This is a genomic window from Subtercola sp. YIM 133946 (assembly GCF_036553535.1).
Lineage (GTDB): Bacteria > Actinomycetota > Actinomycetes > Actinomycetales > Microbacteriaceae > Subtercola.
The window spans coordinates 63,228-83,661 of the sequence record NZ_JAZHPE010000008.1 but is presented as its reverse complement, the minus strand read 5'-3'; the positions used below and the strand labels follow the sequence as shown (position 1 = coordinate 83,661).

Below are 20,434 nucleotides of genomic sequence, written 5' to 3'. Positions count from 1 at the left end.
CCATCGATCTCGTGTTCAACCATATCTCGACTCCGACCCCGCCCCGATGCTGGCCCGGGCGACCGACCCCAGGCCCGCGTCGGGCTCGTCTCCGCGCCACACGATGTGCAGATCGGGCCGAACGACCACATAGTCTGCGCCCCACACGCGCCGTGCGGCATCCGAGGGCACGTGCAGCTGCTCGACAGGGATGCCGGCCGCCACGAACGGGGCCCCGATCGCGGCTGCGGCGTCATCGTCACCGCCAACGCTGACGACGGTGAAGACCCCCTGAGAAATGATGTCCTGGAAGGCTGTGCCGCCCTCGGCCCAGACGTGGGGCAGCCGCGCTCCCACCGAGGCCACAGCGGTGTAGGGACGATGGATGCCCGCCTGCTGCGCCGACGCCGCGTACGTGTAGCCCAGCTCGACCCCCTCCATCGAACCCGCCTGCGCCTCGTTCTCGTCGGCGAGTTCGGCGATGTGTGCCCGCCCCGCCGCCGAGCGCACCGTCGCTGTCGAGACGGCCGAGCGCCACACCATCCGGGCGTCGAACCGGGCGCGGGAGTAGGCGGTGTTGGCGATGGCGACGGGCCGACGCTCGCTCTCGTAGGTGGTGAGCAGACGAGGTGGAGCCCATCCCGCGAGCACGGCGTTCAGCTTCCAGCCGATGTCGATCGCGTCGCCGATACCGGTGTTCATGCCGAGGCCGGCCGCCGGGTTCATGAGATGGGCCGCGTCGCCAGCCAGAAAGACTCTGCCTCGCCCGTACGACTCGGCCACCATCGACCTCATCGTCCACGGTGCCGCGTGTTCGACGACGTAGTCGACCGGAAATCCGACGAGAGCTTCGAATCGCGCAGTGACGTCGTCGGGTTCGTCGACGACCGTGTGCAGCGTGAAGTGCTTCGTGTCATCCTGCACGATGAGAAACGAGTGGTGCTCGTCGGCGAAGTGGTAGTGCCGCCCGCGACCGGTTCGGATGCGCTCGTACAGGTCGGGGGCGTGGATGAGCGCCTGGGTGAGACTCATCAGGTGCGCCTCGCCACGCAGGTGCACCCCCAGGGCCTTCCGCACCGGGCTGCTCCCCCCGTCGCAGCCCACCAGGTAGGCCGCCTCGACGACCCGGGTCGAGCCATCGGGGCCCGTGAGCTCGGCCGTGACCCGGTCGCCGTGGTCGGTGAAGCCCGCAAGCTGCCAGCCGAACAGAGTGGTCACGGCGCCCTGCAGTTGAACCTGCGCTCGAAGCAGTGGCTCGAGCGTGTACTGCGAGATCAGCTGGTACGGCTCGGCCGGCATCGACCCGTCATTGCGACCCGCCCCCCGCTCGACGAGGGTCTGCACCGACGGTTGGGGGTGGTGCACGAGCGGCGGGTCGGCCAGTGTCGTCGTCACGAACACGTCCATCGGCAGCCGGGCCGGAAAGCCGGCCGACCGGATGCTCGCGGCGATGCCGAGCCGCCGAAAGTGCTCCATGGTGCGCGGGTTCACCCGTTCCATCTTGGGCAGGTGGCTCGGCTCTGCGAGACGATCGACGAGAAGCGTGTTCACACCGCGCTGGCCGAGATCGAGGGCCAGCGCCAGGCCGACCGGGCCCGCTCCGACGACGATGACTTGAAATGTCTGCATTCTGTACCGATTCTCTCGATCGGGGTTCCTAAATCCATATTCTATAGATTATTGTTCCCATCATGGAATCAATGACGATGAGACAGACCCGACAGACGGGCGACCCGCTGCTGGTCGCTCTGGGAGTGCCGCGGCCCGAACGGGTCGCCGACGAGCTCGCCATCCGCGAGCTCGTCAGACTCGAACGCCTCTGGCGTGACGTCGGCGAGTGGGACAACGTCGCCGAGTGCTTCACCGACGAGGCCGTCATCCGTACCACCTGGTTCGAGGGCAACGCGAAAGAGTTCGCCCTGCAGTCGAAGGTGATGGCCGAGCACGGCCGGCACAGCAAACACCCGATCGACCCCATCTATGTGCTGATCGACGGCGAGCGGGCGCTGGTCGAGAGCCGGGCCCAGATTCAGAACAGAAGCGAGCTCGACGGTGTGTGGTTCGACATGACCCAGTACGTGCGGTTCTTCAGCCGGGTGCGCCGCACCGAGGCCGGCTGGCGCCTGGCGAGCTTCGAGGGCATCTACGAGAAGGGCACCATCGCACCGGTGAATCCCGATGACTCGCTGCCCTTCGACTGGGCAGAGGTGGAGTCGTCGACGACGCGCACGTCGTATCGCCTGTGGGCCTGGTCGATGAGCCGCCGCGGGTACACCGTTCCCGACGACCGTCTGGGTGACGACGATCCAGACGGAGTTCAGCGCTTCTACGCGGCTGAGCGTGCGTGGCTCGGAGGGCGATCATGATCGACATCGCCATTGCCGGCGGCGGCATCGGCGGCCTCGCTTCGGCGTTGTTCCTGCACGAACAGGGCGAGCAGCCGACCGTCTACGAGGCCGCGCGCAGCATTCGCGAGCTCGGCGTGGGAATCAATCTGCAGCCACACGCACTGCGTGAGCTCTCGACGATCGGGCTGCAGGATGCCGTGCTGCAGGCCGGCGTCTCATGCGACCACTGGGGCCTCTACAACGAATACGGCCAGGAGGTGTGGTCTGAGCCGCGTGGCCTTGCCGCGGGCGAGCACTGGCCGCAGGTGTCGATCCACCGCGGCACGCTGCAGGGCATCCTGCTCGCTGCAGTGCGAGAGCGCCTCGGCGCAGACCGGGTGCAGACCGACCGCCGCCTCGGCGCGTTCAGCCAAGACCGATCGATGGTGCAAACCTCCTTCACCTCCGTCGACGGCGCACGCACCGAGGTCGAGAGCGATGTGCTCCTGGGGGCCGACGGCATCCACTCGCAGGTGCGCCGCCAGCTCTTCCCCGACGAAGGCCAGGTGTGTTTCAGCGGCCAGAACATGTGGCGCGGGCTTGTGAAGGCGCGCGCCTACCTCGGTGGACACACGATGGCGATCATCGGTCACGACGCACAGAAGTTCATCGCGTACCCGATCACGCCGCCCGACGACGAGGGATTCGCGCTGATCAACTGGATCGTCGAACTGCCCACCGATCGTCCCCTCGGGCGCGAGGACTGGAACCGTACGGCCGAGGTGGGCGATCTCGCCGCCCGATTCACGCACTGGCGTGTTCCGTGGCTCGACGTCGCCTCGCTCATCGCCCAGACGGGAGTGGCCTACGAGTTTCCGATGGTCGATCGCGATCCGCTGCCGAGGTGGACTCATAACCGGGTGACCCTGCTCGGTGACGCAGCGCATCCGATGTATCCGATCGGGGCCAACGGCGCCTCGCAGGCGATCCGCGACGGGGCCGCGCTGTCTCGGGCCATCGCGGCGTCGGGCGTCGCCGGGCTCGCGTCGTACGATGACGAGCGCCGGCCGCTCACCCGCGACATCGTGCTCAGCAATCGCAAGCTGGGCCCTGAAGCCGTTCTCGAACTGGCGCACGTGCGCGCCCCGCACGGCTTCGATCGCATCGACGACGTCATCCCGCGGCACGAACTCGAAGCCGTGGCCCGCGACTATCGAACTCTGACCTGGGCCTCTGCCCCGGCCTCGCATGACGCCGAGAACTCCCCCGTGTGAAGCACCCGCTCACTCTCACCATCACATCGAAACCCAATGGAGGGTATTGAATGCCATGAGTACTGACACCATCGCAACCACCGTCGGTGAATTCATCGACACCCTGCCGGTTCGCAGATTCCAGATCCAGATCGCCGTGCTCGCCGGCATCGTGGTTCTGCTCGACGGCCTCGACAACATCGTCATCGGCCTCGTTGGGCCGGCGATGGCAGCCAGCGCGGGCGTGAAGGTCGCTGCGCTCTCCCCCGTGTTCTCCGCGGGCCAGTTCGGCTTCATGGCCGGCGCACTGCTCATCGCACCCCTCGGCGACCGGCTCGGCCGCAAGCCCGTCATGATCGGCGCCATCGCCCTGTTCGGCATCATGACCGTTCTGACCGCGACCGCCGACTCGGTGACCGGCCTGCTCGTGCTGCGCTTTCTGACCGGCGTCGGCATGGGTGGGGCGGCGCCAGTCGCGCTCGCCCTCGTCGCCGAATACATGCCGAGCCGGCGGCGGGCCTCGACGGTCGCGATGGTGTGGGCCGGATTCCCGCTCGGCGGTGTCGTCGCCGGCCTGGTCGCACCGCTGTTCCTGCCTGACTGGCAGCTGCTGTTCGTGCTGATCGGTGGCGTAGTGGTCGTCGTCGCGCTCATCCTGCTGTGGGGCATCCCCGAGTCTCTGGGCTTTCTCGCGGCACGCGCGGTTCGGCGCGATCGCATTCCGGGGCTCGTGCATCGCCTCGCGCCCGAGCGAACCGATTACCAGAGCATCCAGTTCCGCGCCAGTGAAGAACGCAGCCACGTTCCCGTGCGCCAGCTGTTCGCCGACCGGCGGGCGGTGGTCACGATCGTGCTGTGGGCGGTGTTCTTCTGCTCGTTCCTGCCCATGGTGCTGATCTCGAACTGGTCACCCACCATTCTCGAGAACAGCGGACTGACCGTGGCAGAAGCCGGTCTGGCCATCACCTTCAACAGCCTCGGCAGCTGGATCGGATCAGGCATCGTCGGAGTGCTCATGGATCACCTCGGCAAGTTCCGCGTCATCCTGATCGGTCTCGTCATCACCGCGGCGAACTTCGTCGTGCTCGGTGCAGTGGCCGGCAACTTCGCAGGAGCGGCGATCGCGATCGCGGCCCTCGGGTTCTTTGCCGGTGGGGCACAGTCGGGCATCATCACGCTCGGGTCGCTGTTCTATCCGACGGTGATCCGATCGACCGGCCTCGGCTGGGCGGTCGCGCTGGGCCGGTTCGGCTCGGCGATCGGGCCGCTCGTGGGAGGTGCCATGATCGCAGCCGGATGGTCGGCCTTCACATCGTTCGCCGTCGTCGCCGCCTTTCCGATCGCCACCCTCATCATGCTGGTGATCGTGCGCCTGCTGGTGCGGCAGCGCCCGGAGAGCTTTCCCGCCATCATCACCTCAGACCAGCCCGCTGCGCAGAAAGAGGCGGTGAGCATCCATGGCTGACGAGACACTCCAGCACGCCATCGACCGCGCCGGCGGGCCTGTCGCGCTGCTGCGCGATCTGCCGAACGCACCTGACACCATCGCCCGGGTTCCCGTCGCCGCGGAGTACACCGACTGGCGGTCTGAGCAGCACGCCTGGCGAGACGCCTGCGCGTTTCTCGACCAGTCGCACCACATGGTCGACCTGTTCGTGTCGGGCCCCGACGCGGTACGGCTGCTCAGCTCGGTCGGAGTCAACAGCTTCGTCACCTTCGCACCGAACACCGCCAAACAGCTTGTGGTCTGCAACCCCGACGGCCAGTACATCGGCGACGTCATCGTGTTTCACCTGCCCGACGGCACGCTCGACCTGGTCGGTCGCGAGATCATCATGGACTGGGTGCAGTTCAACGCAGAAGCCGGCAGCTACGACGTGACGATAGTGCGAGACGAGAATACCCGTCGCCGCAAGAGCGGTCCCCCGATGTTCTATCGCTACGAGGTGCAGGGACCACTCGCGCAGGAGGTCATGGCCCGCCTGCTCGGCCGCGCGCCCGATCTGCGCTTCTTCCAGATGGGGCAGATCGAGCTGGCCGGCCACACCGTCAACGTGCTGCGCCACGGAATGGCCGGCCAGCCCGGCTATGAACTCTTCGGGCCGTGGGTCGACGGCGACGAAGTGCGCGACCTCATCCTGTCGCTAGCCGATGAGTTCAGCATCCATCGAGTCGGGGCCCGGGCGTACTCGACGGCGAACCTCGAGTCGGGCTGGGTGCCGTCGCCCCTGCCCGCAGTGTTCGACGGCGACGACCTGCGCGCGTTTCGCGAGTGGCTCGGCACGAAGACGATCGGCGTCGACGCCCTGGGCTCCATCGGAGGCAGCTTCTTTTCGCCGAATATCGCCGACTACTACCTGACGCCCTTCGACCTGGGTTACGAGAAGATCATCGCCTTCGACCATGAGTTCGTCGGTCGAGAAGCGCTCGAACGCCTGGCCGAGCAGCCGAAGCGCACCAAGGTGACGCTCGTCTGGCACCCCGACGATGTGCTCGCGGCCGTCGGGCTCGACTTCGGGGAGGGCCTGCCGGCTCGCACGATCTCGATGCCGAAGGCGCGGTACGCCCTCTACCAGCAAGATGTCGTGCTGGCGGCGGGCCGGCCGGTCGGCATCTCGATGGACTGCGGCTACATCGCCAATGGGCACGCGCTGGTGTCGCTGGCCACGCTCGACGCCGAGTGTTCAGAGATCGGCCGCGAGGTCACCATCGTGTGGGGTGAGAGCCCGATCTCGGCCAAACCGCACATCGAGCAGCATCGACAGGTCTCGATTCGCGCCACGGTCGCACCGGCTCCCTACGGTGCCTTCGCCCGTGGCGAATACCGGGCGCGCTGAGCCGATGCAGACGGCAATCAGCCCGAAGAGGCAGCCCGCACCGTGAGCAGACTGCGCGTGACCCTCGCCTGCGAGGCCTACGATCGCACGATCCCGCTGCTCACCGGCGCCGTGCGGGCCGCGGGAATCGACATCAACTACCTCCCGATGCAGGTGGAGGAGACGTTCCACCGCATGGTGAAGTTCGGCGAGTTCGACGTATCTGAACTGTCGCTGTCGAGCTACGTGCTGACGCTGCAGAGAGACGATCCTCCGTTCATCGCGATTCCGGTCTTTCCCTCGCGGTCGTTCCGTCACGGCGGAATCTACGTCAACACCGCGGCGGGGATCGCCGGGCCGGGTGACCTGGTCGGCAGGCGGGTCGGCATTCCCGAGTACCAGGTGACGGCCGCGGTCTGGATCAGGGGCATGCTCGCCGATCGGTACGGTGTGCCGGTAGCATCGGTGACCTACAAGACGGGCGGCCTGCACGCGCCCGGCCGCGTGGAGAAAGAGCCGATTCGGCTCCCACCCGACGTCGACGTCACGCCCATCGCCGACGACCAGACCCTCGTCGAAATGCTCGTGTCAGGCGAGATCGATGCGCTCTACTCGCCGCGCACCCCGCAGCCCTTTCGAGACGGAGACCCCCGCGTCGGGCGGCTCTTCGAAGACCTGCCCGCGACAGAGGCCGAGTACTTCAGGCAGACGAGGATCTTTCCCGTCATGCACGTCGTGGCGTTGCGGCGAGATGTCTACGACCGAAACCGCTGGATGGCCCGGTCGCTGTTCGATGCCTTCGAAGAGGCCCGCCGGCTGACCATGAACGCCATCGACGAGACGGCCGCGCTGCGGTACATGCTGCCCTGGCTGCAGAGCGAGGTCGAACGCACGAGAACGGTGATGGGGGCCGACTACTGGCGCTACGGGGTCTCGCCCGACGATCCGACCCTTGCGACATTTCTGCGATACTCGCACGACCAGGGCCTCGCGCATCGGCTCTGGAGCCCTGACGAGATCTTCGCGAAAGAGACCCTCGACGCGGTGATCGTCTGACCTGCGCCTGCCGGCTCAGCGGGTGCGGGTGCGACGGATGTCGGGCACCAGCGCCCTCGCCGAACGCCCCCGCAGGGCGCTGAACCAGACGCCGCCGCCGTAGGCGAGGTCGTCGAGCCGCCGGGCGAGCGCGAAGCGCACCGGATCGAGCCGCGACCCCGTGGCGCGCGATGTCGCCTCCGCTCGATGCGTATCCACCCCGTCGGCGGCCACGGGCCCGGTGCGCTCGGGATTCGGGCCTGCCGCGCCGGCCTCGAGCGCCCCCGCGCGAAAGGCCCCGGTGCGCACGTACTCGATCGCGGCATCCACCGCCCCCGCCACCAGCGCGGCCCGGCGCACCCGCCCCGAGAAGAGGCACCCGACGAGGGTGAGCGGCCACCAGTGCCGCAGCAGCAGTGCGGTGCCCTGCGACAGTGCCGCCGCGGCGCCCTGAGCAGTCAGCGTGACGCTCAACCTGGTCGGTTGTGCGCTGCTGCCGAGCTTCGATCGTATTCCGATCGCCGCATACACGAACAGCGCTGCCGCGACGGGCAGCGACCACCGCCGCTGGGCCAGCACGGCCGCGAGCAGGGCCGCACTCCACGGGGCGAGGATGACTGGAGCGATGTCGTGCGGATGCCGACGGCCGAGTTCGAGCGAGCCCGTGCCGTACACGGCCTTGCGCCGGAGCCAGTCGACCAGCTCTGTGCGATGCTCGTGCCGAACCGTGGCGGCCGGCTCGTAGCGCACGCGCCAGCCCGCCTCGGCCAGCCGCCAGACGAGGTCGACGTCTTCGCCCACCCGCAGGTCGGCGCTGAAGCCGGCCACCGTGGGGCCGGGTGCGGCGGGGTCGGGATCCACCGGGTCGGGTGCCGCCGGGCCGGCCGTCGTGAGGGCGGCGACCCGGCCCACCAGGCACGCGCTCGGCACCCACGACACCTCTGAGCGGGGCCGCACCGTCGCAGGACGACGGCCGAGGTCGAGTGAGGAGCGCGCCTCTTCGTAGCGCCCGATCCAGCCCGCCCCGTCGCCGTCGGGCAGGGCGCGCACCCGCGGGCAGGCGAGGGCGACGTGGTCGTCTGCGAAGTGCCGCAGCAGCATCCCGAGCGCATCGGGTTCGACGACGATGTCAGAGTCGACGAAGGCCACGAACGGCGTCTCGACCACGGCGAGTCCGGCGTTGCGGGCGCCGCCGGGCCCCACGTTCACGTCGAGGTGCAGGTACCGGGCGCCGAAACGGGCGGCGACCCGTTCGACGGCGACGGGGTCGATCGAGCAGTCGTCGACCACGACGATCGGATGCCCGTGGCCGAGGCTCAGCAGCAACCGCTCGAGCGCGGCGGGGCGGTCACGAACCGGCACCACCCACGTGACGGCTGCGGAACCGTCGCCCTGCGGGTAGTCGGGCAGGTCGGCGACCACGGGCTCGGCCATGGCCGCGTCGAGCAGGCGGTTCGCGAAGGCCCTCGACCGGGCATCCGTCACCGTCAGCCGCCGGCCATCGAAGAGCGCCTGGGCCGTCGGCGTGAGGTACAGCACGCGGGTGGGTGACCCGCCGATCAGCACACGCCCGCTCTCTCGCACCCGAACCCGGTGATTGAGCGCGATGACGAACCCGGTCGGCAGCGCCGCCGGCGCTGCGGGTGGAGCAGGGGTCGCGCGCGCCGCGGGTGGAGCGGGTGGGGGCGATGCGGGTGACGGTGGCGCCGGCGACGACGATGCGGGTGACCCCGACGATGCAGCGGGGGTCGCGCTCATGCGGGCACCAGGCGGCCGCGCTCGTCGGGGTGACCCGACGACACGAGGTCGGCAACCGCGCCCACCATCGACGCGAAGAGGGCGGCGCCCTCGGCGGCCGAGGCGCCGGTGGGGTCACCCAGAACGCCCGTCTGCGACACGGCGGCGACACCGCCCGCGCGCAGCCGGGGCAGCAGCTCGCCGAGCGGCGCGACCGTTCCCGGGGTGGCGCGGGCCAGGTCGACGGTACCGGCGGCCAGGTGCAGCAGCAGAGAAGTCTCGATGCGCCCGGCGTGCGAGTCGCGCTGCGCCTCGACGATCGCCGCCGCCGCGGGCGACGCGCAGGCCACCCAGGCGACGTCGTGACCCTCGCTGATCATCCTCGTGACCGTGTCGGCCAGAGTCGCGACGTTGCCGCCGTGCCCGTTCACGAACACGATGCGGCCCGCCCAGGTGGTGGCCGACCGCACCAGCTCGACCAGCACCGTCGTCAGCGCATCATGGCCGATCGAGAGGGTTCCGGCGAAGTGCTGATGCTCACCGCTGGCCCCATACGGCAGCGCCGGCGCGACGACGACCGGCCGCGCAGGCGCACCGGCCGGACGGGAGGCGCCGAGGCGCTCGGCCACCGCGGCCGCGACGGCCGCCGCGATCACGGTGTCGGTGCCGAACGGCAGGTGGGGGCCGTGCTGTTCGGTCGACCCGGTCGGCACGAGCAGGGTGGGCCGGGCATCCGGTGCCGACGCTGCCGGAGCCTCAGCGCCCTCGGGCTGGCCGAGCAGTGCACCAAGCGTAGCCGTCGACCCCGGCGCCAGCTCGAACGCGACCGCGACCTCCGCTGGGTCTAACGCGCCGGCCAGGTCGACCGCACCCGCCCGGCCGAACCCGGCCACCGGAACAGCCCCGGCGGCCGCCCCGCCCGCGGCCGTCACTTCGCCGGGATGAGCGGGTGCGCCGCGCCGAGCGTCTTCTCGAAGTCGAACGGAATCACGAGGTCTTCGCGATTCAGCTCGTGGATGTTCGAGTGCCCGAGCCCGAGCACCGCCGAGTCGAGCCCGCCGCGCAGAATGTCGAAGACGTTCTCGACACCGGCCTGGCCGTTGGCGGCGAGACCCCAGAGGTAGGCACGGCCGATCATCACCGCGCGTGCACCGAGGGCCAGCGCCTTGGCCACGTCGCTGCCGCGGCGGATTCCACCGTCGAGCAGCACCTCGATCTCGTCGCCGACCGCCGCCGCCACCGAGGGCAGCACCCGGATGGTCGCGGGTGTGGCGTCGAGGTTGTTGCCGCCGTGGTTCGACACCGAGATCGCCGTCACGCCGGCGTCGACCGCGCGGTGTGCGTCGTCGACGCGGGAGACGCCTTTGAGCATGAACGGGCCACCCCAGGTCTCGCGCAGCCACGCCACGTCTTCCCACGAGGGCGGCGGGGTCTGCATCCACTCGTAGTAGGCACCGAAGAAGGTCGGCGCCTCGCCCCCGGGCGGGGTGAGGTTCGGCGCGGTGAGGTCGGGCACCTTGCCGGTCTTCGCGAAAGCCAGCAGCCACTTCGGGTGCGGCAGAACGTTCGGCGCGAACGAGATCATCGTCTTCAGGTTCATGCGCTCGGGAATCGACGGGCTGCCCCAGTCGCGCCCGTTCGAGAACGACCAGTCGAGCGTCGAGATCAGGCCCTTCGCGCCGGCCGCCTTCGCGCGCTCCATGCGCTGCACCATCGCGTCGCGGGTGCCGCTCCAGTACATCTGGAAGAACGTGTTCGGGTTCGCCTCGGCGACGGCCTCGACGGGCTTCGACGCGAACGAGCTCAGCCCCATGATGGTGCCGCGGTTGGCGGATGCCCGGGCCACCGCCACCTCGCCGTCAGGATGCACGGCCTGCACACCCGTGGGCGACACGATCGCGGGCAGCGACACCGGAATGCCCATCACCGTGGTCGACAAATCGCGCTCGGCCTTGTGCCCGGCGACGTGCGGGGCGAGGCCGATCTCAGAGAACGCCTTCAAGTTGTCGTTGTACGTGATGCCCTTCTCGCTGCCGGCGACCAGCGCGCCGTAGACCGAGCTCGGCAGTCTCTTCTTTGCTCTCCGCTGCGCTTCGGCAACGGTTTCGAACCAGGGGTTCTGGGCCATGGGGGTGTCTCCTCGTCGTGTGCTGTGCTGTGTGGTGTTCGGGTAGGGGTGGGTCAGGAGTGGAAGATGGCGGTGAGCGCCGGCGCCACGTCGCGGTAGGTGCGGATCTGCCGGGCGGTGCCGTGCCCGGCGGCCGCCAGCTCGCGGCCGAGCTCGACGTCTTTCTCGGTGCTGACGTCGATGAGCACATCGAGCCGGGGCAGCCGCGAGGCCGCGATGCGCGGGTCTGGCCCCGCATTGTGCACGCAGTCTGACAGCAGAATCACCCGGGCATCCCGCACCGGCACCCGGGCGAGCTGGCGTGCCGCGAGTTCGAGCGGAAACGACACGTTCGTCAGCCCCCGCGCAGGCATGCGCAGGATGGTGTCGAGCAGCTGCATCGGCTTCACCGGCTGCCCGAGGTTCAGCAGCACCGCGGCATCTGACCAGAACGCGATCACCGCCAGCGCGTCGTGCTGCAGCTCGGCCGCGACGGCGCCCACGGTGGCGGCGGCCGACTGCAGCCGGTCGCCCTTCATCGAGCCCGAGACGTCGACCGCGAGCACGACCGACCGTCTGGTGCGCACACGCTCGCGAACGATGATGTCGTCGTCGTCGGGCACCGGATGCTCCGCCAGCAGCTCGAGCGTCTTGTCGAGGTCGATCTCGTCAGACCCTCCGCGGTAGGGCAGGCTCGCCAGCGTGCCACTGCCGCGCCGCGCCCCGCCGTTCTGCCGGGGCCTGGGTATGGCCAGCCGCGCGGTGATCTGCCGCGCGAGCGCGCGCGCCGCCGAGTCGGCGGGCAGCTCGCCTGCCGTCGCCAGCTCGAGTTCGCCTTCATCGTCGGTCGCCGTGGGGTCGGCCGACCCCCGGGTCGTCGCCTTCGGCCCGGCAGCGCCGGGTTTGGCCGCCCGAAAGACCGGGCCGCCCGAGCCGGCCTTCGCCTCGAAGACCGTCGGGTCGGCGTCGAGCTTCTTCGGCCGCCGGGCCAGCGGCCTGAGGGTACGTCTGCGCGCCATACTCGACCGGCGCGTGAGGGGAGAATCTGCAGCCACGTCTCTTCAACCCGGATCGGCCGCGGCGGGCAGCAGAATGAAGTGGTCTTCCCAGATCTCCCGCAGCACCACCTCGGGCGTGGAGTCGACCGACTCGTCGAGATGGATGCGCCCCGACAGCGCCAGGATCATCGCGTCGTAGACGAGTTCGGTGTAGCCGTCGTCGAGCGGGTCGGTGATGCCGCGCAGCTCGGCCAGGCGACCGGCGACGAGCACGCAGTCGATCGCTCCGCGCACGCTCGAGCCCTGCCGAACATCCGGATGCTCGCGGGTGGCCCGCGTCACGGCCACCGCATCGCTCACCAGCCTGTCGCCGAGCGGCCCGGCCGCGCCGGTGCGCAGCCGCACGATACCCTCTTCGGCCTCGGCGTCTTGGTAGTCGACGGCGAGCCGGTTGAGCCTGTCGTGCACGCTCGTCGACAACCGGGTGGTGCCCACGTTGTCGTAGGGGTTCATCGACGCGATGACGCGAAAGGTGGGCTTCGCCACGATGGTGCCCACCCGCGGCACGGCGATCTGCCGGTCGGCCATGGCCGTGAGCAGCGTGTTCAGCGTGTCTTCCGGAGCCCGGTTGAACTCCTCGATATAGAGGAACCCGCCCTGCTGCATGGCCTCGACCAGCGGCCCGGCCACGAAGTTCTCGGCGCTGTAGTCTTCGCGCAGCACTCTGGCCGGGTTGTGGTGGCCGACCAGCTTGGCCGGCGTCAGGTCGGCGTTGCCCTCGACGAACAGCAGCGGAATGCCCCACTCTTCGGTGATCGCCTTCAGCATGGTGGTCTTGCTCGTGCCCGGAGGGCCCTCGAGAACGATGTCGCGCCCGGCCGCGACGGCCGCGAGCGTGAGTTCGAGCTCACGTTCGCGGCCGACGAGGTGGGTGGCGATCCGCGCCCGCGTGGCAGCGACGTCGACCGCGGATTCGGATGTCACTTGACAGCAGCTCCAGCGTCGACGGCGAGCCGAACGCCCGTGATGTACCGCGACTCGTCTGAGGCGAAGAACAGCACCGCGTTCGAGATGTCGATCGCCTCGACCCACGGAATGGGCAGGGCGTTCATCAGCGTCGCAGCCTGGGCGAAGTCGTCGACCGTCGGATTCTCGAGATCGGGCCGGAACAACTTGTACGTGGCGTCGTTCATGACCATCGGCGTGTTCACCGTCGTCGGGTGAATGGAGTTCACCCTGATCATGTCGGGTGCCAGCTCGAGTGCCAGTGTACGCATTAACCCGACCACACCGTGCTTGGCCGAGACGTAGTGCGAGATGTTCTCGTACGCGAACAACCCGGCGTCTGAGCTGGTGAGGATGATCGAACCGCCGCGACCGCCCGCCTTGAGGTGGGGAATGGCCGCTTTGGTGGTGCGCCACACACCAGACAGATTGACGTTCAGCATGTCGGTCCAGGCGTCTTCAGACAGTTCTTCTGAGTGCGCCATCGCCGTCGAGATGCCGGCGTTCGCCGAGACGATGTCGAGCCGGCCGAGCTGCGCGACTCCGTCGTCGACGGCGGCCTTCAGAGCATCGAAGTCACGAACATCCGCCTTGGTGGCGATGATGCGGCGGTCGAGTGCTTCGACCTGCCGAACCGTCTCGGCGAGATCGTCGGCCGTCGCCCCGGCGTAGGGAGCGTACGGCGTGTCTTCGAGCACGTCGATGGCGATGATGTCGGCGCCCTCCTGCGCCAGTCGAATTGCGTGGCTGCGCCCCTGGCCTCGGGCCGCACCGGTGATGAACGCTACTTTTCCTTCTACACGCCCCATTGCATGTACCTTCTTATCTGTTCTCTCTACGACGGGCCGACGTCTGCAGCCCGAAGTTCTCGAAGTGCTACGGCCGAAAACCGGCGAGGGGGTCGATCTCGCAGGCGCTGACCGGCGGGGCGTCGGGGCGGCGCAGCGAAAGGGTCAGGCTCACCGGCCGGGCCTTCGTCACGGGCTTTCCGTCGCGGCGCGAGCCACGCACGGTGCTGTGCGAGTGGTCGCCGTCGGGTTTCGGGATGCTGTCGGCCTCCTTGCGCTTGGTGAGCGCCTCTTCGCCGAACCCGCGCACGCACTCGGGGTCGGGGCCGTCGAGCGGCAGGCCGGTGAAGAACTTGGCGGCCATGCAGCCGCCACGGCAGGAGTCGAAGAACTGGCACGAGGTGCAGGCTCCGCCGGTCTGCGGGTTGCGCAGCCGGCCGAACAGCTCGGAGTGCCGCCACACCTCCTGAAAACCGCCCTCAGAACGCACGTTGCCGGCCAGGAACTCTTCGTGAATGGCGAACGGGCAGGCGTACACGTCGCCGACGGGATCGATGAGGCACACCACGCGCCCCGCGCCGCAGAGGTTCAGGCCCGGCAGGGCGTCGCCGTAGGCGGAGAGGTGGAAGAACGAGTCGCCGGTGAGAACGTTGTCGCCGTGCGCGACGAGCCAGTCGTACAACTGCTTCTGCTGCTCGGGCAGCGGGTGCAGGTCGTCCCACACGTCGGCGCCGCGGCCCGAGGGGCGAAGGCGGGTGAGGCGCAGCTGCGCCTTGTACCTGTCGGCGATGGCCTTGAACTCGTCGAGCTGGGGAATGTTCTGCCGAGTGCACACCACCGAGATCTTGAAGTTCTCGAAGCCCGCGTCGAAGAGGTTCTGCATCGCGCGCATCGCGGTGTCGAATGAGCCGGGGCCCCGCACGTGGTCGTTCACGTCGGCGGTCGCGCCGTCGAGCGAGATCTGCACGTCGACGTAGTCGCTCTTCACCAGGCGCTGGGCGATCTCGGGGCTAATCTTCACACCGTTCGTCGAGAACTTCACGCCCACGTGGTGCTCAGAGGCATAGTCGACGAGCTCCCAGAAGTCGGGGCGCACGGTCGGCTCGCCGCCGCCGATGTTCACGTAGAACACCTGCATGCGCTCGAGCTCGTCGATGACTCCTTTAGCCTCGGCCGTGGTCAGCTCGTTCGGGTCGCGCCGGCCCGAACTCGAGAGGCAGTGAACGCACGACAGGTTGCAGGCGTAGGTCAGCTCCCAGGTCAGGCAGATCGGCGAGTCGAGGCCGAGCTCGAACAGGTCGACCAGGCGGCCGGGCTTGGTGGGGCCGGTCGTCGCCGGCGGGGCGGAACGGCCGAACGACTGCTTCGTGCCGGTGAGAGAATCGGGTCGTGCATCCAGCAGTGTCATGATGCCCTTTCGATGACCATCGACGAACTCGCGAGAGTCGTCAGGGCCCGTTGGTATTGCGGCAGGTCAGCCTCGGGCACACCGGCCGTGAGGCACGCGGCCCGCACGGTCGGGGCGGCGGCAAGCGACTGCACGACAGAGAGCAGCGTGCGGTCTTTCAGGAACGACAGCTTGCGCGTTCCGAAGTGGTAGAGCAGCGCGCCGAACGGCTCAGGCCGAACAGACACCTGCGGATGCAGGTCCCACGCACTGTCGAGATCGAGGGCCGGCATGGCCGCGACTCAGTAGACGCCGCACATTCCGTCGATCGAGACCTCTTCGACGAGCGAGTCGTCTTCGATCATCTCGTCGACGCCGACCGGGGCGGCGGCAGCGTGGTCGGTGGTGGTGGGTTCGGCGTCATTCATGGGTCTACTCCTGATCAACGGGCTTCATCGGCGTCAACAAGCGGTAACAGTCCCAATGTAGTGACACCGAGTGCCGAATGGAAGTGGGCATAATGAATCAGGAGAAGACGACGTGCTGCCGGGAGGCGGAATGCCAACGACGGAGCAGGGCGTGCAAGCGGCGAAGCCGCGCGCGGGCCGACAGCCCTCGACGACGCACGCCGAGATCAGCCACATCGCGCTCACCCTGTTCATCGAGCGCGGCTTCGACGCCGTGACGGTCGACGACATCGCCTCGGCCGCCTCGATCGGGCGGCGCACGTTCTTTCGCTACTTCGCGTCGAAGAACGACCTGCCCTGGGGCGACTTCGAAGCGCAGCTCGACGAGATGCGGCTGTATCTCGACGCCCTGCCCCGCGAGCTGCCGGTCATCGACGCGCTGCAGCAGGCGGTCATCCACTTCAACCACCTGCCGCCGAACGAGATCGGCTACCACCGCCAGCGCATGACCCTGCTGCTGACTGTGCCGTCGCTGATCGCCCACGCCTCGCTGCGCTACGCGGCCTGGCGCCAGGTCATCGCCGAGTACGCGGCGTCGCGCCTCGGCCTCGCCGCTGACGATCTGAAGCCGCAGGCCATCGGGTGGGCGCTGCTCGGCGCGTCGCTGGCGGCCTACGAAGAGTGGCTGAGAGACGACTCGTCAGGGCTCGACGAGCTCATAGCGCGGTCGTACCAGGCCATCGGCGACGCCTTCGGCCCGAGCGGCGACCGGTGAGCGACCCGACCATCGAGACATTCGACGTCATTGTCGTGGGAGCGGGGGCGGCGGGCGCGCCGCTGGCCACCCGGCTGAGCGAAGACGCAGGTCGCTCGGTGCTGCTGCTCGAGGCGGGGCCCGTGCCCGCCGCAACGGGAGCGTTCCCGGCCGAACTGCTCGACGGCGGCACGGTCGAGGGTGCCATGCCGGGGCACGCGAACAACTGGTCGTTCACCGGCTTTCTCACCCCCGAGCTGCCCTACTCCATCGCCCGGGGCCGCATTCTGGGAGGTTCGTCGACCATCAACGGCGGGTATTTCGTGCGGGCCCGGCGGGAAGACTTCGAGCGGTGGTCGGCTGGGGGCAACGACGAGTGGACGTTCGAGAAGGCGCTGCCCTTCTACCGGCGCCTCGAGAACGATCTCGACTACGGTCGGTCGGCCGTGCACGGGGCGGAGGGCCCGATGCGGGTGCGCCGTCCCGACCAGGGCAACGCGGCCACCCGGGCGTTCGCCGAGGCCGCCGCCGCGCTCGGCTTCGCCCACGAACCCGACAAGAACGACCAGTCGGCGCCTGGCTACGGTCCGCTGCCCATGAACGTGATCGACGGCGTTCGGCAGAACACCGGCATCGCCTACCTGAACCCGGCGCGTGACCGGCCGAACCTCACCGTCACCGGCGGCGCCACCGTGCGGCGGGTGCTGTTCGACGGGCTGGCCGCGACGGGCGTCGAGGTCGAGCGCGGCGGTGTCGTCGAGGTCATCCGTGGCCGCGAGGTCGTGCTCTGCGCGGGCGGCGTGAAGTCGCCGCACCTGCTGATGCTGTCGGGCATCGGCCCACGCGAGCAGCTGGAGCGGGCGGGAATACCCGTGCTCGTCGAACGCCCCGGGGTCGGGGCCGGCTTCTACGATCATCCGGAGGTCTCGGTGGGCTGGCAGCCGAAGCGCGGGGTGGTCGACTACCGAACCAGCCAGTCGCTCGCCGGCTGCCTCAACTTTCGGGCCGAGGGGTCGGCTGAGACCGGCGGCGACATCGAGATTCTGCCGATGCTGAAGCCCACGGGATACCTGCTCACCGGGAGTTCGCAGGCCGTCGCGGCCGGGGTGCGCGGGGTTCTGCGGCACCCGCTGCGGTCGCTGCGGGCCCTGCGCCCAGTGTCGCTGCGGCGATTCGCCCAACAGCTCGCCCACCGCGACGACCTCACCCTGCTGGTCGCTGTGCAGAGCGAGAGCTCGACCGGAACCATCTCGCTGGTGTCGGCCGACCCGGCCGTCTCGCCCCGCATCGACTACCACTATCTGTCGACCGAGAGCGACCTGCGGCGCATGCGGCAGGGCGTGCGCACCGCCGTCGCCCTGCTAGAGACGCCGTCGTTCGGACCGGTGCTGCGGGCGGTGACCGAGCCGGCGCGCGCCGTTCTCGCCGACGACGCGCGCCTCGACGCCTGGCTGCGCACGCACCTCGGCACGGCCATCCACCTCTGCAGCAGCGCCAGAATGGGTGCGGCCGACGACGAGGGTGCCGTCGTCGACCAGTACGGCCGCGTGCACGGCTTCACCGGGCTGCGGGTCGCCGACACGTCGATTCTGCCGACCGCCCCGCTGCGCGGCCCTGCGGCAACCGCCGTGCTGATCGGCGAGATGGTCGCCGCCTTCATGCGCCGCGGCGACTGACCCGACTGCCTCCCGCGACGCCGTCAGGGCTGGCCGGCTGCCATGCCCAGAAGCGCCTCGGTCGCCGTGCTCACGTTGGCCGCCACCAGCAGCGCCCGCTCTGCGGGCAGGCCGTTCTCGACAAGGGCGTCGACCAGCAGCATGCGGGCCGCCGCGCGCGCCAGGTCGACAGACGCCGGCCCCGACGCGTGCACCGAAGCCCGTGCCTCGGCTGTCGCCTTCTCGGCGTCGCTCTCGTCGAGGTCGGGCTTGCCTGCGAAGAGCGCCGAGAGCGACCGGCGAATCGCCGAACCAGTCTTCTCGCCAGCCTGCTCGGCACCCCCACCGAGGCTCGATGCCAGGCCCTTGCAGTACCGCACGATCAGCAGAACGGCGAATGCCGCCGTGGCCGAGAACGGATCGAAGTGCCGCTCGTCGGGTGGGGAGAGAAGAATGAGGTCGTCGCCCGAGGCGCGGGCGACGTCGAAGATGGCGTCGTCGAGTTGGTCTGGCACGGTGAGATCTCCTTCAGTTCGGAGGGTCGGCTGGTTGCCGGAAGCGCGCAAGCGGATCGCGGTCGCGGTGTGCTTCGAGCCAGAGCGAGCGATCGTCGCGGTCTGACTCGGCGAGCTTCTCGGCGAAGGCTCGTGGGTAGGTGAGAGAGTGCTCCGAGAGCTCGGCGACGGCTCGTCGCACTGCCGAGGTGCCGCCCGCCGCCTTCGCCTCGCGCAGCCGGTTTCGCACGTCTCCGATGATGGGCCGGTAGAGGCCTTCGGCGTCGTTGTAGATCGATGTCGTCACCCTGACCCTCTTCTCTTCGATCAGGTTGACGTAGCGGGCCGCGCCCGGCGGCGGCGATTGCTGCCGGGCGAACACCCGCCAGATGAGCTCGGCGGTCATCAGGGGCACCGTGGCGTCGAACAACAGCCAGAAGAAGGCGTCGAGGTCTGCCGCTGAGACCGCCTGCTCGATGAGCTCGTCGGCCGAACGCAGCTCGTCGTTCGCGATGGTGAGAATCCACTGCGCATCGCTCGATTCGGCGAGCAGCTCGGTCAGCGCGGCGACGACCAAGTGGATGCTCGACTCCTCGGTCTGCGGCCCGCGCGCCAGCATACGGCTGAACTGGTGGGAGAACCACCGCTGCCGCGCGTCGACCAGCTCGGGCCCCTCGAGCGAGCAGAACCCTCGGGCGAGACGATCGACGAGACGGTAGCTCGCGGCGGCGGTGGCGTCGAGCATGAGTGCGGCGCGCGCGTCTGCGGCCGACCCTGCGAGGTGTGACAGCGCCTGGCGGGTGGCCTCGGCGGGGATACGCGCACCGCCGACACCCTCGACGTCGTCGGTGAATGCGCGTGCCGTCGCCAGCAGATCGCGCCAGAGGGTGTCGGCGAGGCGCTTCGACCCGAGGGCGTTCTGGAGCACTGCCGTGGCGAGGTCGGTCTGCATCGACATCGCGGAGTCGCTCTGGGCGAGGAGGTCTCTGACCATCTCGAGGCGAACGGCCGCACGGCCCCGGTAGGGCGCGGGGTCGAGCTCCAGCAGTGACGCGGCAGCCACCCCGGCCGGAGGAGCGAACACCGTGCGACCGCCTGACGGCGTCAGCTGCATGTAGCTGACGGCACCCTCGTCGCGAACGACCAGCCACTGGTCGCCGTCGTAGCGGCCCATAAGGTCGCTGAATGCCTCGGCCACCGCCAGCGAGCCATCGGCAGCGCGGCCGTCGTTCACCACGAACGCGCGAGCCAAACAGCCGGCCTGAACGGCCAGCGGCGGCCCATCGGCGATGCGCCGCGCCCACGGCACACTCCATCGACCCATCCCCGTCGAGAGCATCTGGGCGCGGCGCGCCTCGGGTGGCCAGTCGGGGCTCGGGCCGGGCGCCGCCGACCCGAGCGAGCGAGACGCCTCCGTCGGAGAGATGCTGCCGAGCGTCGTAGCGATCACGGCTCCTTCAGTGGAGTACTCGACGATCGTCAGCTGGTTCGCGTAGCGTCGGGCGACGGGATCGTCGTCGAGCGAGAAGTAGGCGATCGAGTATGCGCCGCCGGCCGGAGTGGGCCCTTCGGCGCGCTGCCAGGTCTGATCATCCATGGGCCGCCACACATGCCTCGGGGTGAGGCGCTTCTCGAGACAGAATAATCCGCCTCGCGCCGGGTCACCAGAGTCGATTCGGCCCCGTGGCCGGC

19 protein-coding genes are annotated in these 20,434 nt (G+C 69.2%); 7 read left to right on the top strand and 12 right to left on the bottom strand.

Annotated elements, in window-relative coordinates; genetic code table 11:
* Positions 1-15: 15 nt before the first annotated feature.
* Positions 16-1,608 carry an FAD-dependent monooxygenase gene (locus tag V3W46_RS01865; RefSeq protein ID WP_331781384.1) on the bottom strand — a complete coding sequence of 531 codons (1,593 nt, stop codon included), beginning with the start codon at positions 1,606-1,608 and terminating at the stop codon, positions 16-18.
* Positions 1,609-1,685: 77 nt separating this feature from the next.
* On the opposite strand from V3W46_RS01865, the gene V3W46_RS01860 reads away from it, so the two are divergent.
* The 5 genes from V3W46_RS01860 to V3W46_RS01840 are packed head-to-tail and all read left to right on the top strand — an operon-like array spanning position 1,686 to position 7,431.
* Complete coding sequence (locus V3W46_RS01860) at positions 1,686-2,345, top strand: nuclear transport factor 2 family protein (protein WP_331781383.1); 660 nt, start codon at positions 1,686-1,688, stop codon at positions 2,343-2,345.
* Complete coding sequence (locus tag V3W46_RS01855) at positions 2,342-3,580, top strand: flavin-dependent oxidoreductase (RefSeq protein WP_331781382.1); 1,239 nt, start codon at positions 2,342-2,344, stop codon at positions 3,578-3,580. Before V3W46_RS01860 ends, V3W46_RS01855 begins: the two co-directional genes overlap by 4 nt.
* Positions 3,581-3,635: 55 nt before the next feature.
* Positions 3,636-5,024, top strand: a complete 1,389-nt coding sequence (locus V3W46_RS01850) for an MFS transporter (protein ID WP_331781381.1) — start codon at positions 3,636-3,638, stop codon at positions 5,022-5,024.
* Entirely contained in the window at positions 5,017-6,396 is a 1,380-nt protein-coding gene (locus V3W46_RS01845) for an aminomethyl transferase family protein (protein WP_331781380.1), read from the top strand. Before V3W46_RS01850 ends, V3W46_RS01845 begins: the two co-directional genes overlap by 8 nt.
* Before the next feature lie 42 nt (positions 6,397-6,438).
* Positions 6,439-7,431, top strand: a complete 993-nt coding sequence (locus tag V3W46_RS01840; protein ID WP_331781379.1) for a hypothetical protein — start codon at positions 6,439-6,441, stop codon at positions 7,429-7,431.
* A gap of 15 nt (positions 7,432-7,446) precedes the next feature.
* On the opposite strand, the gene V3W46_RS01835 is transcribed toward V3W46_RS01840, so the two are convergent.
* The 9 genes from V3W46_RS01835 to mftA form a co-directional block, all read right to left on the bottom strand.
* On the bottom strand, positions 7,447-8,976 hold the full coding sequence (locus tag V3W46_RS01835; protein ID WP_331781378.1) for a glycosyltransferase: 1,530 nt from the start codon (positions 8,974-8,976) through the stop codon (positions 7,447-7,449).
* A 188-nt stretch (positions 8,977-9,164) separates the two neighbouring features.
* Positions 9,165-10,079, bottom strand: a complete 915-nt coding sequence (mftE, locus tag V3W46_RS01830) for a mycofactocin biosynthesis peptidyl-dipeptidase MftE (protein ID WP_331781377.1) — start codon at positions 10,077-10,079, stop codon at positions 9,165-9,167.
* Positions 10,076-11,275, bottom strand: coding sequence for a pre-mycofactocin synthase MftD (mftD, locus tag V3W46_RS01825; protein WP_331781376.1), 1,200 nt, complete (start codon positions 11,273-11,275; stop codon positions 10,076-10,078). Before mftD ends, mftE begins: the two co-directional genes overlap by 4 nt.
* 53 nt (positions 11,276-11,328) lie before the next feature.
* Positions 11,329-12,273, bottom strand: coding sequence for a vWA domain-containing protein (locus tag V3W46_RS01820; protein ID WP_331781375.1), 945 nt, complete (start codon positions 12,271-12,273; stop codon positions 11,329-11,331).
* A gap of 42 nt (positions 12,274-12,315) precedes the next feature.
* Entirely contained in the window at positions 12,316-13,236 is a 921-nt protein-coding gene (locus tag V3W46_RS01815; protein ID WP_331781374.1) for an AAA family ATPase, read from the bottom strand.
* The gene (locus tag V3W46_RS01810) at positions 13,233-14,066 is read right to left on the bottom strand and encodes a mycofactocin-coupled SDR family oxidoreductase (RefSeq protein WP_331781373.1); all 834 of its coding nucleotides are present in this window, start codon (positions 14,064-14,066) and stop codon (positions 13,233-13,235) included. Before V3W46_RS01810 ends, V3W46_RS01815 begins: the two co-directional genes overlap by 4 nt.
* A gap of 67 nt (positions 14,067-14,133) precedes the next feature.
* Entirely contained in the window at positions 14,134-15,453 is a 1,320-nt protein-coding gene (mftC, locus tag V3W46_RS01805; RefSeq protein ID WP_331781372.1) for a mycofactocin radical SAM maturase, read from the bottom strand.
* Positions 15,450-15,725, bottom strand: coding sequence for a mycofactocin biosynthesis chaperone MftB (gene mftB, locus V3W46_RS01800; protein ID WP_331781371.1), 276 nt, complete (start codon positions 15,723-15,725; stop codon positions 15,450-15,452). Before mftB ends, mftC begins: the two co-directional genes overlap by 4 nt.
* A 9-nt stretch (positions 15,726-15,734) precedes the next feature.
* Entirely contained in the window at positions 15,735-15,860 is a 126-nt protein-coding gene (gene mftA, locus V3W46_RS01795; protein WP_331781370.1) for a mycofactocin precursor MftA, read from the bottom strand.
* A 130-nt stretch (positions 15,861-15,990) separates the two neighbouring features.
* Here mftA and mftR point away from each other — a divergent pair, with 130 nt between their 5' ends.
* The gene (mftR, locus tag V3W46_RS01790) at positions 15,991-16,614 is read left to right on the top strand and encodes a mycofactocin system transcriptional regulator (RefSeq protein ID WP_331781369.1); all 624 of its coding nucleotides are present in this window, start codon (positions 15,991-15,993) and stop codon (positions 16,612-16,614) included.
* A complete protein-coding gene (locus tag V3W46_RS01785) occupies positions 16,611-18,269 on the top strand; it encodes a GMC family oxidoreductase N-terminal domain-containing protein (protein WP_331781368.1) in 1,659 nt (552 codons plus the stop codon). The genes mftR and V3W46_RS01785 overlap by 4 nt, the downstream gene beginning before the upstream one ends.
* A gap of 23 nt (positions 18,270-18,292) precedes the next feature.
* Here V3W46_RS01785 and V3W46_RS01780 read toward each other — a convergent pair whose 3' ends face one another.
* Both V3W46_RS01780 and V3W46_RS01775 read right to left on the bottom strand, forming a co-directional pair.
* Positions 18,293-18,763 (bottom strand): hypothetical protein, encoded by a 471-nt coding sequence (locus V3W46_RS01780; RefSeq protein ID WP_331781367.1) that lies wholly within the window; start codon positions 18,761-18,763, stop codon positions 18,293-18,295.
* A 13-nt stretch (positions 18,764-18,776) separates the two neighbouring features.
* The gene (locus V3W46_RS01775) at positions 18,777-20,339 is read right to left on the bottom strand and encodes a hypothetical protein (RefSeq protein ID WP_331781366.1); all 1,563 of its coding nucleotides are present in this window, start codon (positions 20,337-20,339) and stop codon (positions 18,777-18,779) included.
* Between the last annotated feature and the right edge of the window lie 95 nt (positions 20,340-20,434).

Excerpts from the sequence above, each read along its gene's own strand:
- V3W46_RS01865 (WP_331781384.1), bottom strand. The coding sequence starts at position 1,608 with ATGCAGACATTTCAAGTCATCGTCGTCGGAGCGGGCCCGGTCGGCCTG.
- V3W46_RS01860 (WP_331781383.1), top strand. The coding sequence starts at position 1,686 with ATGAGACAGACCCGACAGACGGGCGACCCGCTGCTGGTCGCTCTGGGA.
- V3W46_RS01855 (WP_331781382.1), top strand. The coding sequence starts at position 2,342 with ATGATCGACATCGCCATTGCCGGCGGCGGCATCGGCGGCCTCGCTTCG.
- V3W46_RS01850 (WP_331781381.1), top strand. The coding sequence starts at position 3,636 with ATGAGTACTGACACCATCGCAACCACCGTCGGTGAATTCATCGACACC.
- V3W46_RS01845 (WP_331781380.1), top strand. The coding sequence starts at position 5,017 with ATGGCTGACGAGACACTCCAGCACGCCATCGACCGCGCCGGCGGGCCT.
- mftD (WP_331781376.1), bottom strand. The coding sequence starts at position 11,275 with ATGGCCCAGAACCCCTGGTTCGAAACCGTTGCCGAAGCGCAGCGGAGA.
- V3W46_RS01820 (WP_331781375.1), bottom strand. The coding sequence starts at position 12,273 with ATGGCGCGCAGACGTACCCTCAGGCCGCTGGCCCGGCGGCCGAAGAAG.
- V3W46_RS01810 (WP_331781373.1), bottom strand. The coding sequence starts at position 14,066 with ATGGGGCGTGTAGAAGGAAAAGTAGCGTTCATCACCGGTGCGGCCCGA.
- mftC (WP_331781372.1), bottom strand. The coding sequence starts at position 15,453 with ATGACACTGCTGGATGCACGACCCGATTCTCTCACCGGCACGAAGCAG.
- mftB (WP_331781371.1), bottom strand. The coding sequence starts at position 15,725 with ATGCCGGCCCTCGATCTCGACAGTGCGTGGGACCTGCATCCGCAGGTG.
- mftA (WP_331781370.1), bottom strand. The coding sequence starts at position 15,860 with ATGAATGACGCCGAACCCACCACCACCGACCACGCTGCCGCCGCCCCG.
- mftR (WP_331781369.1), top strand. The coding sequence starts at position 15,991 with ATGCCAACGACGGAGCAGGGCGTGCAAGCGGCGAAGCCGCGCGCGGGC.
- V3W46_RS01775 (WP_331781366.1), bottom strand. The coding sequence starts at position 20,339 with ATGGATGATCAGACCTGGCAGCGCGCCGAAGGGCCCACTCCGGCCGGC.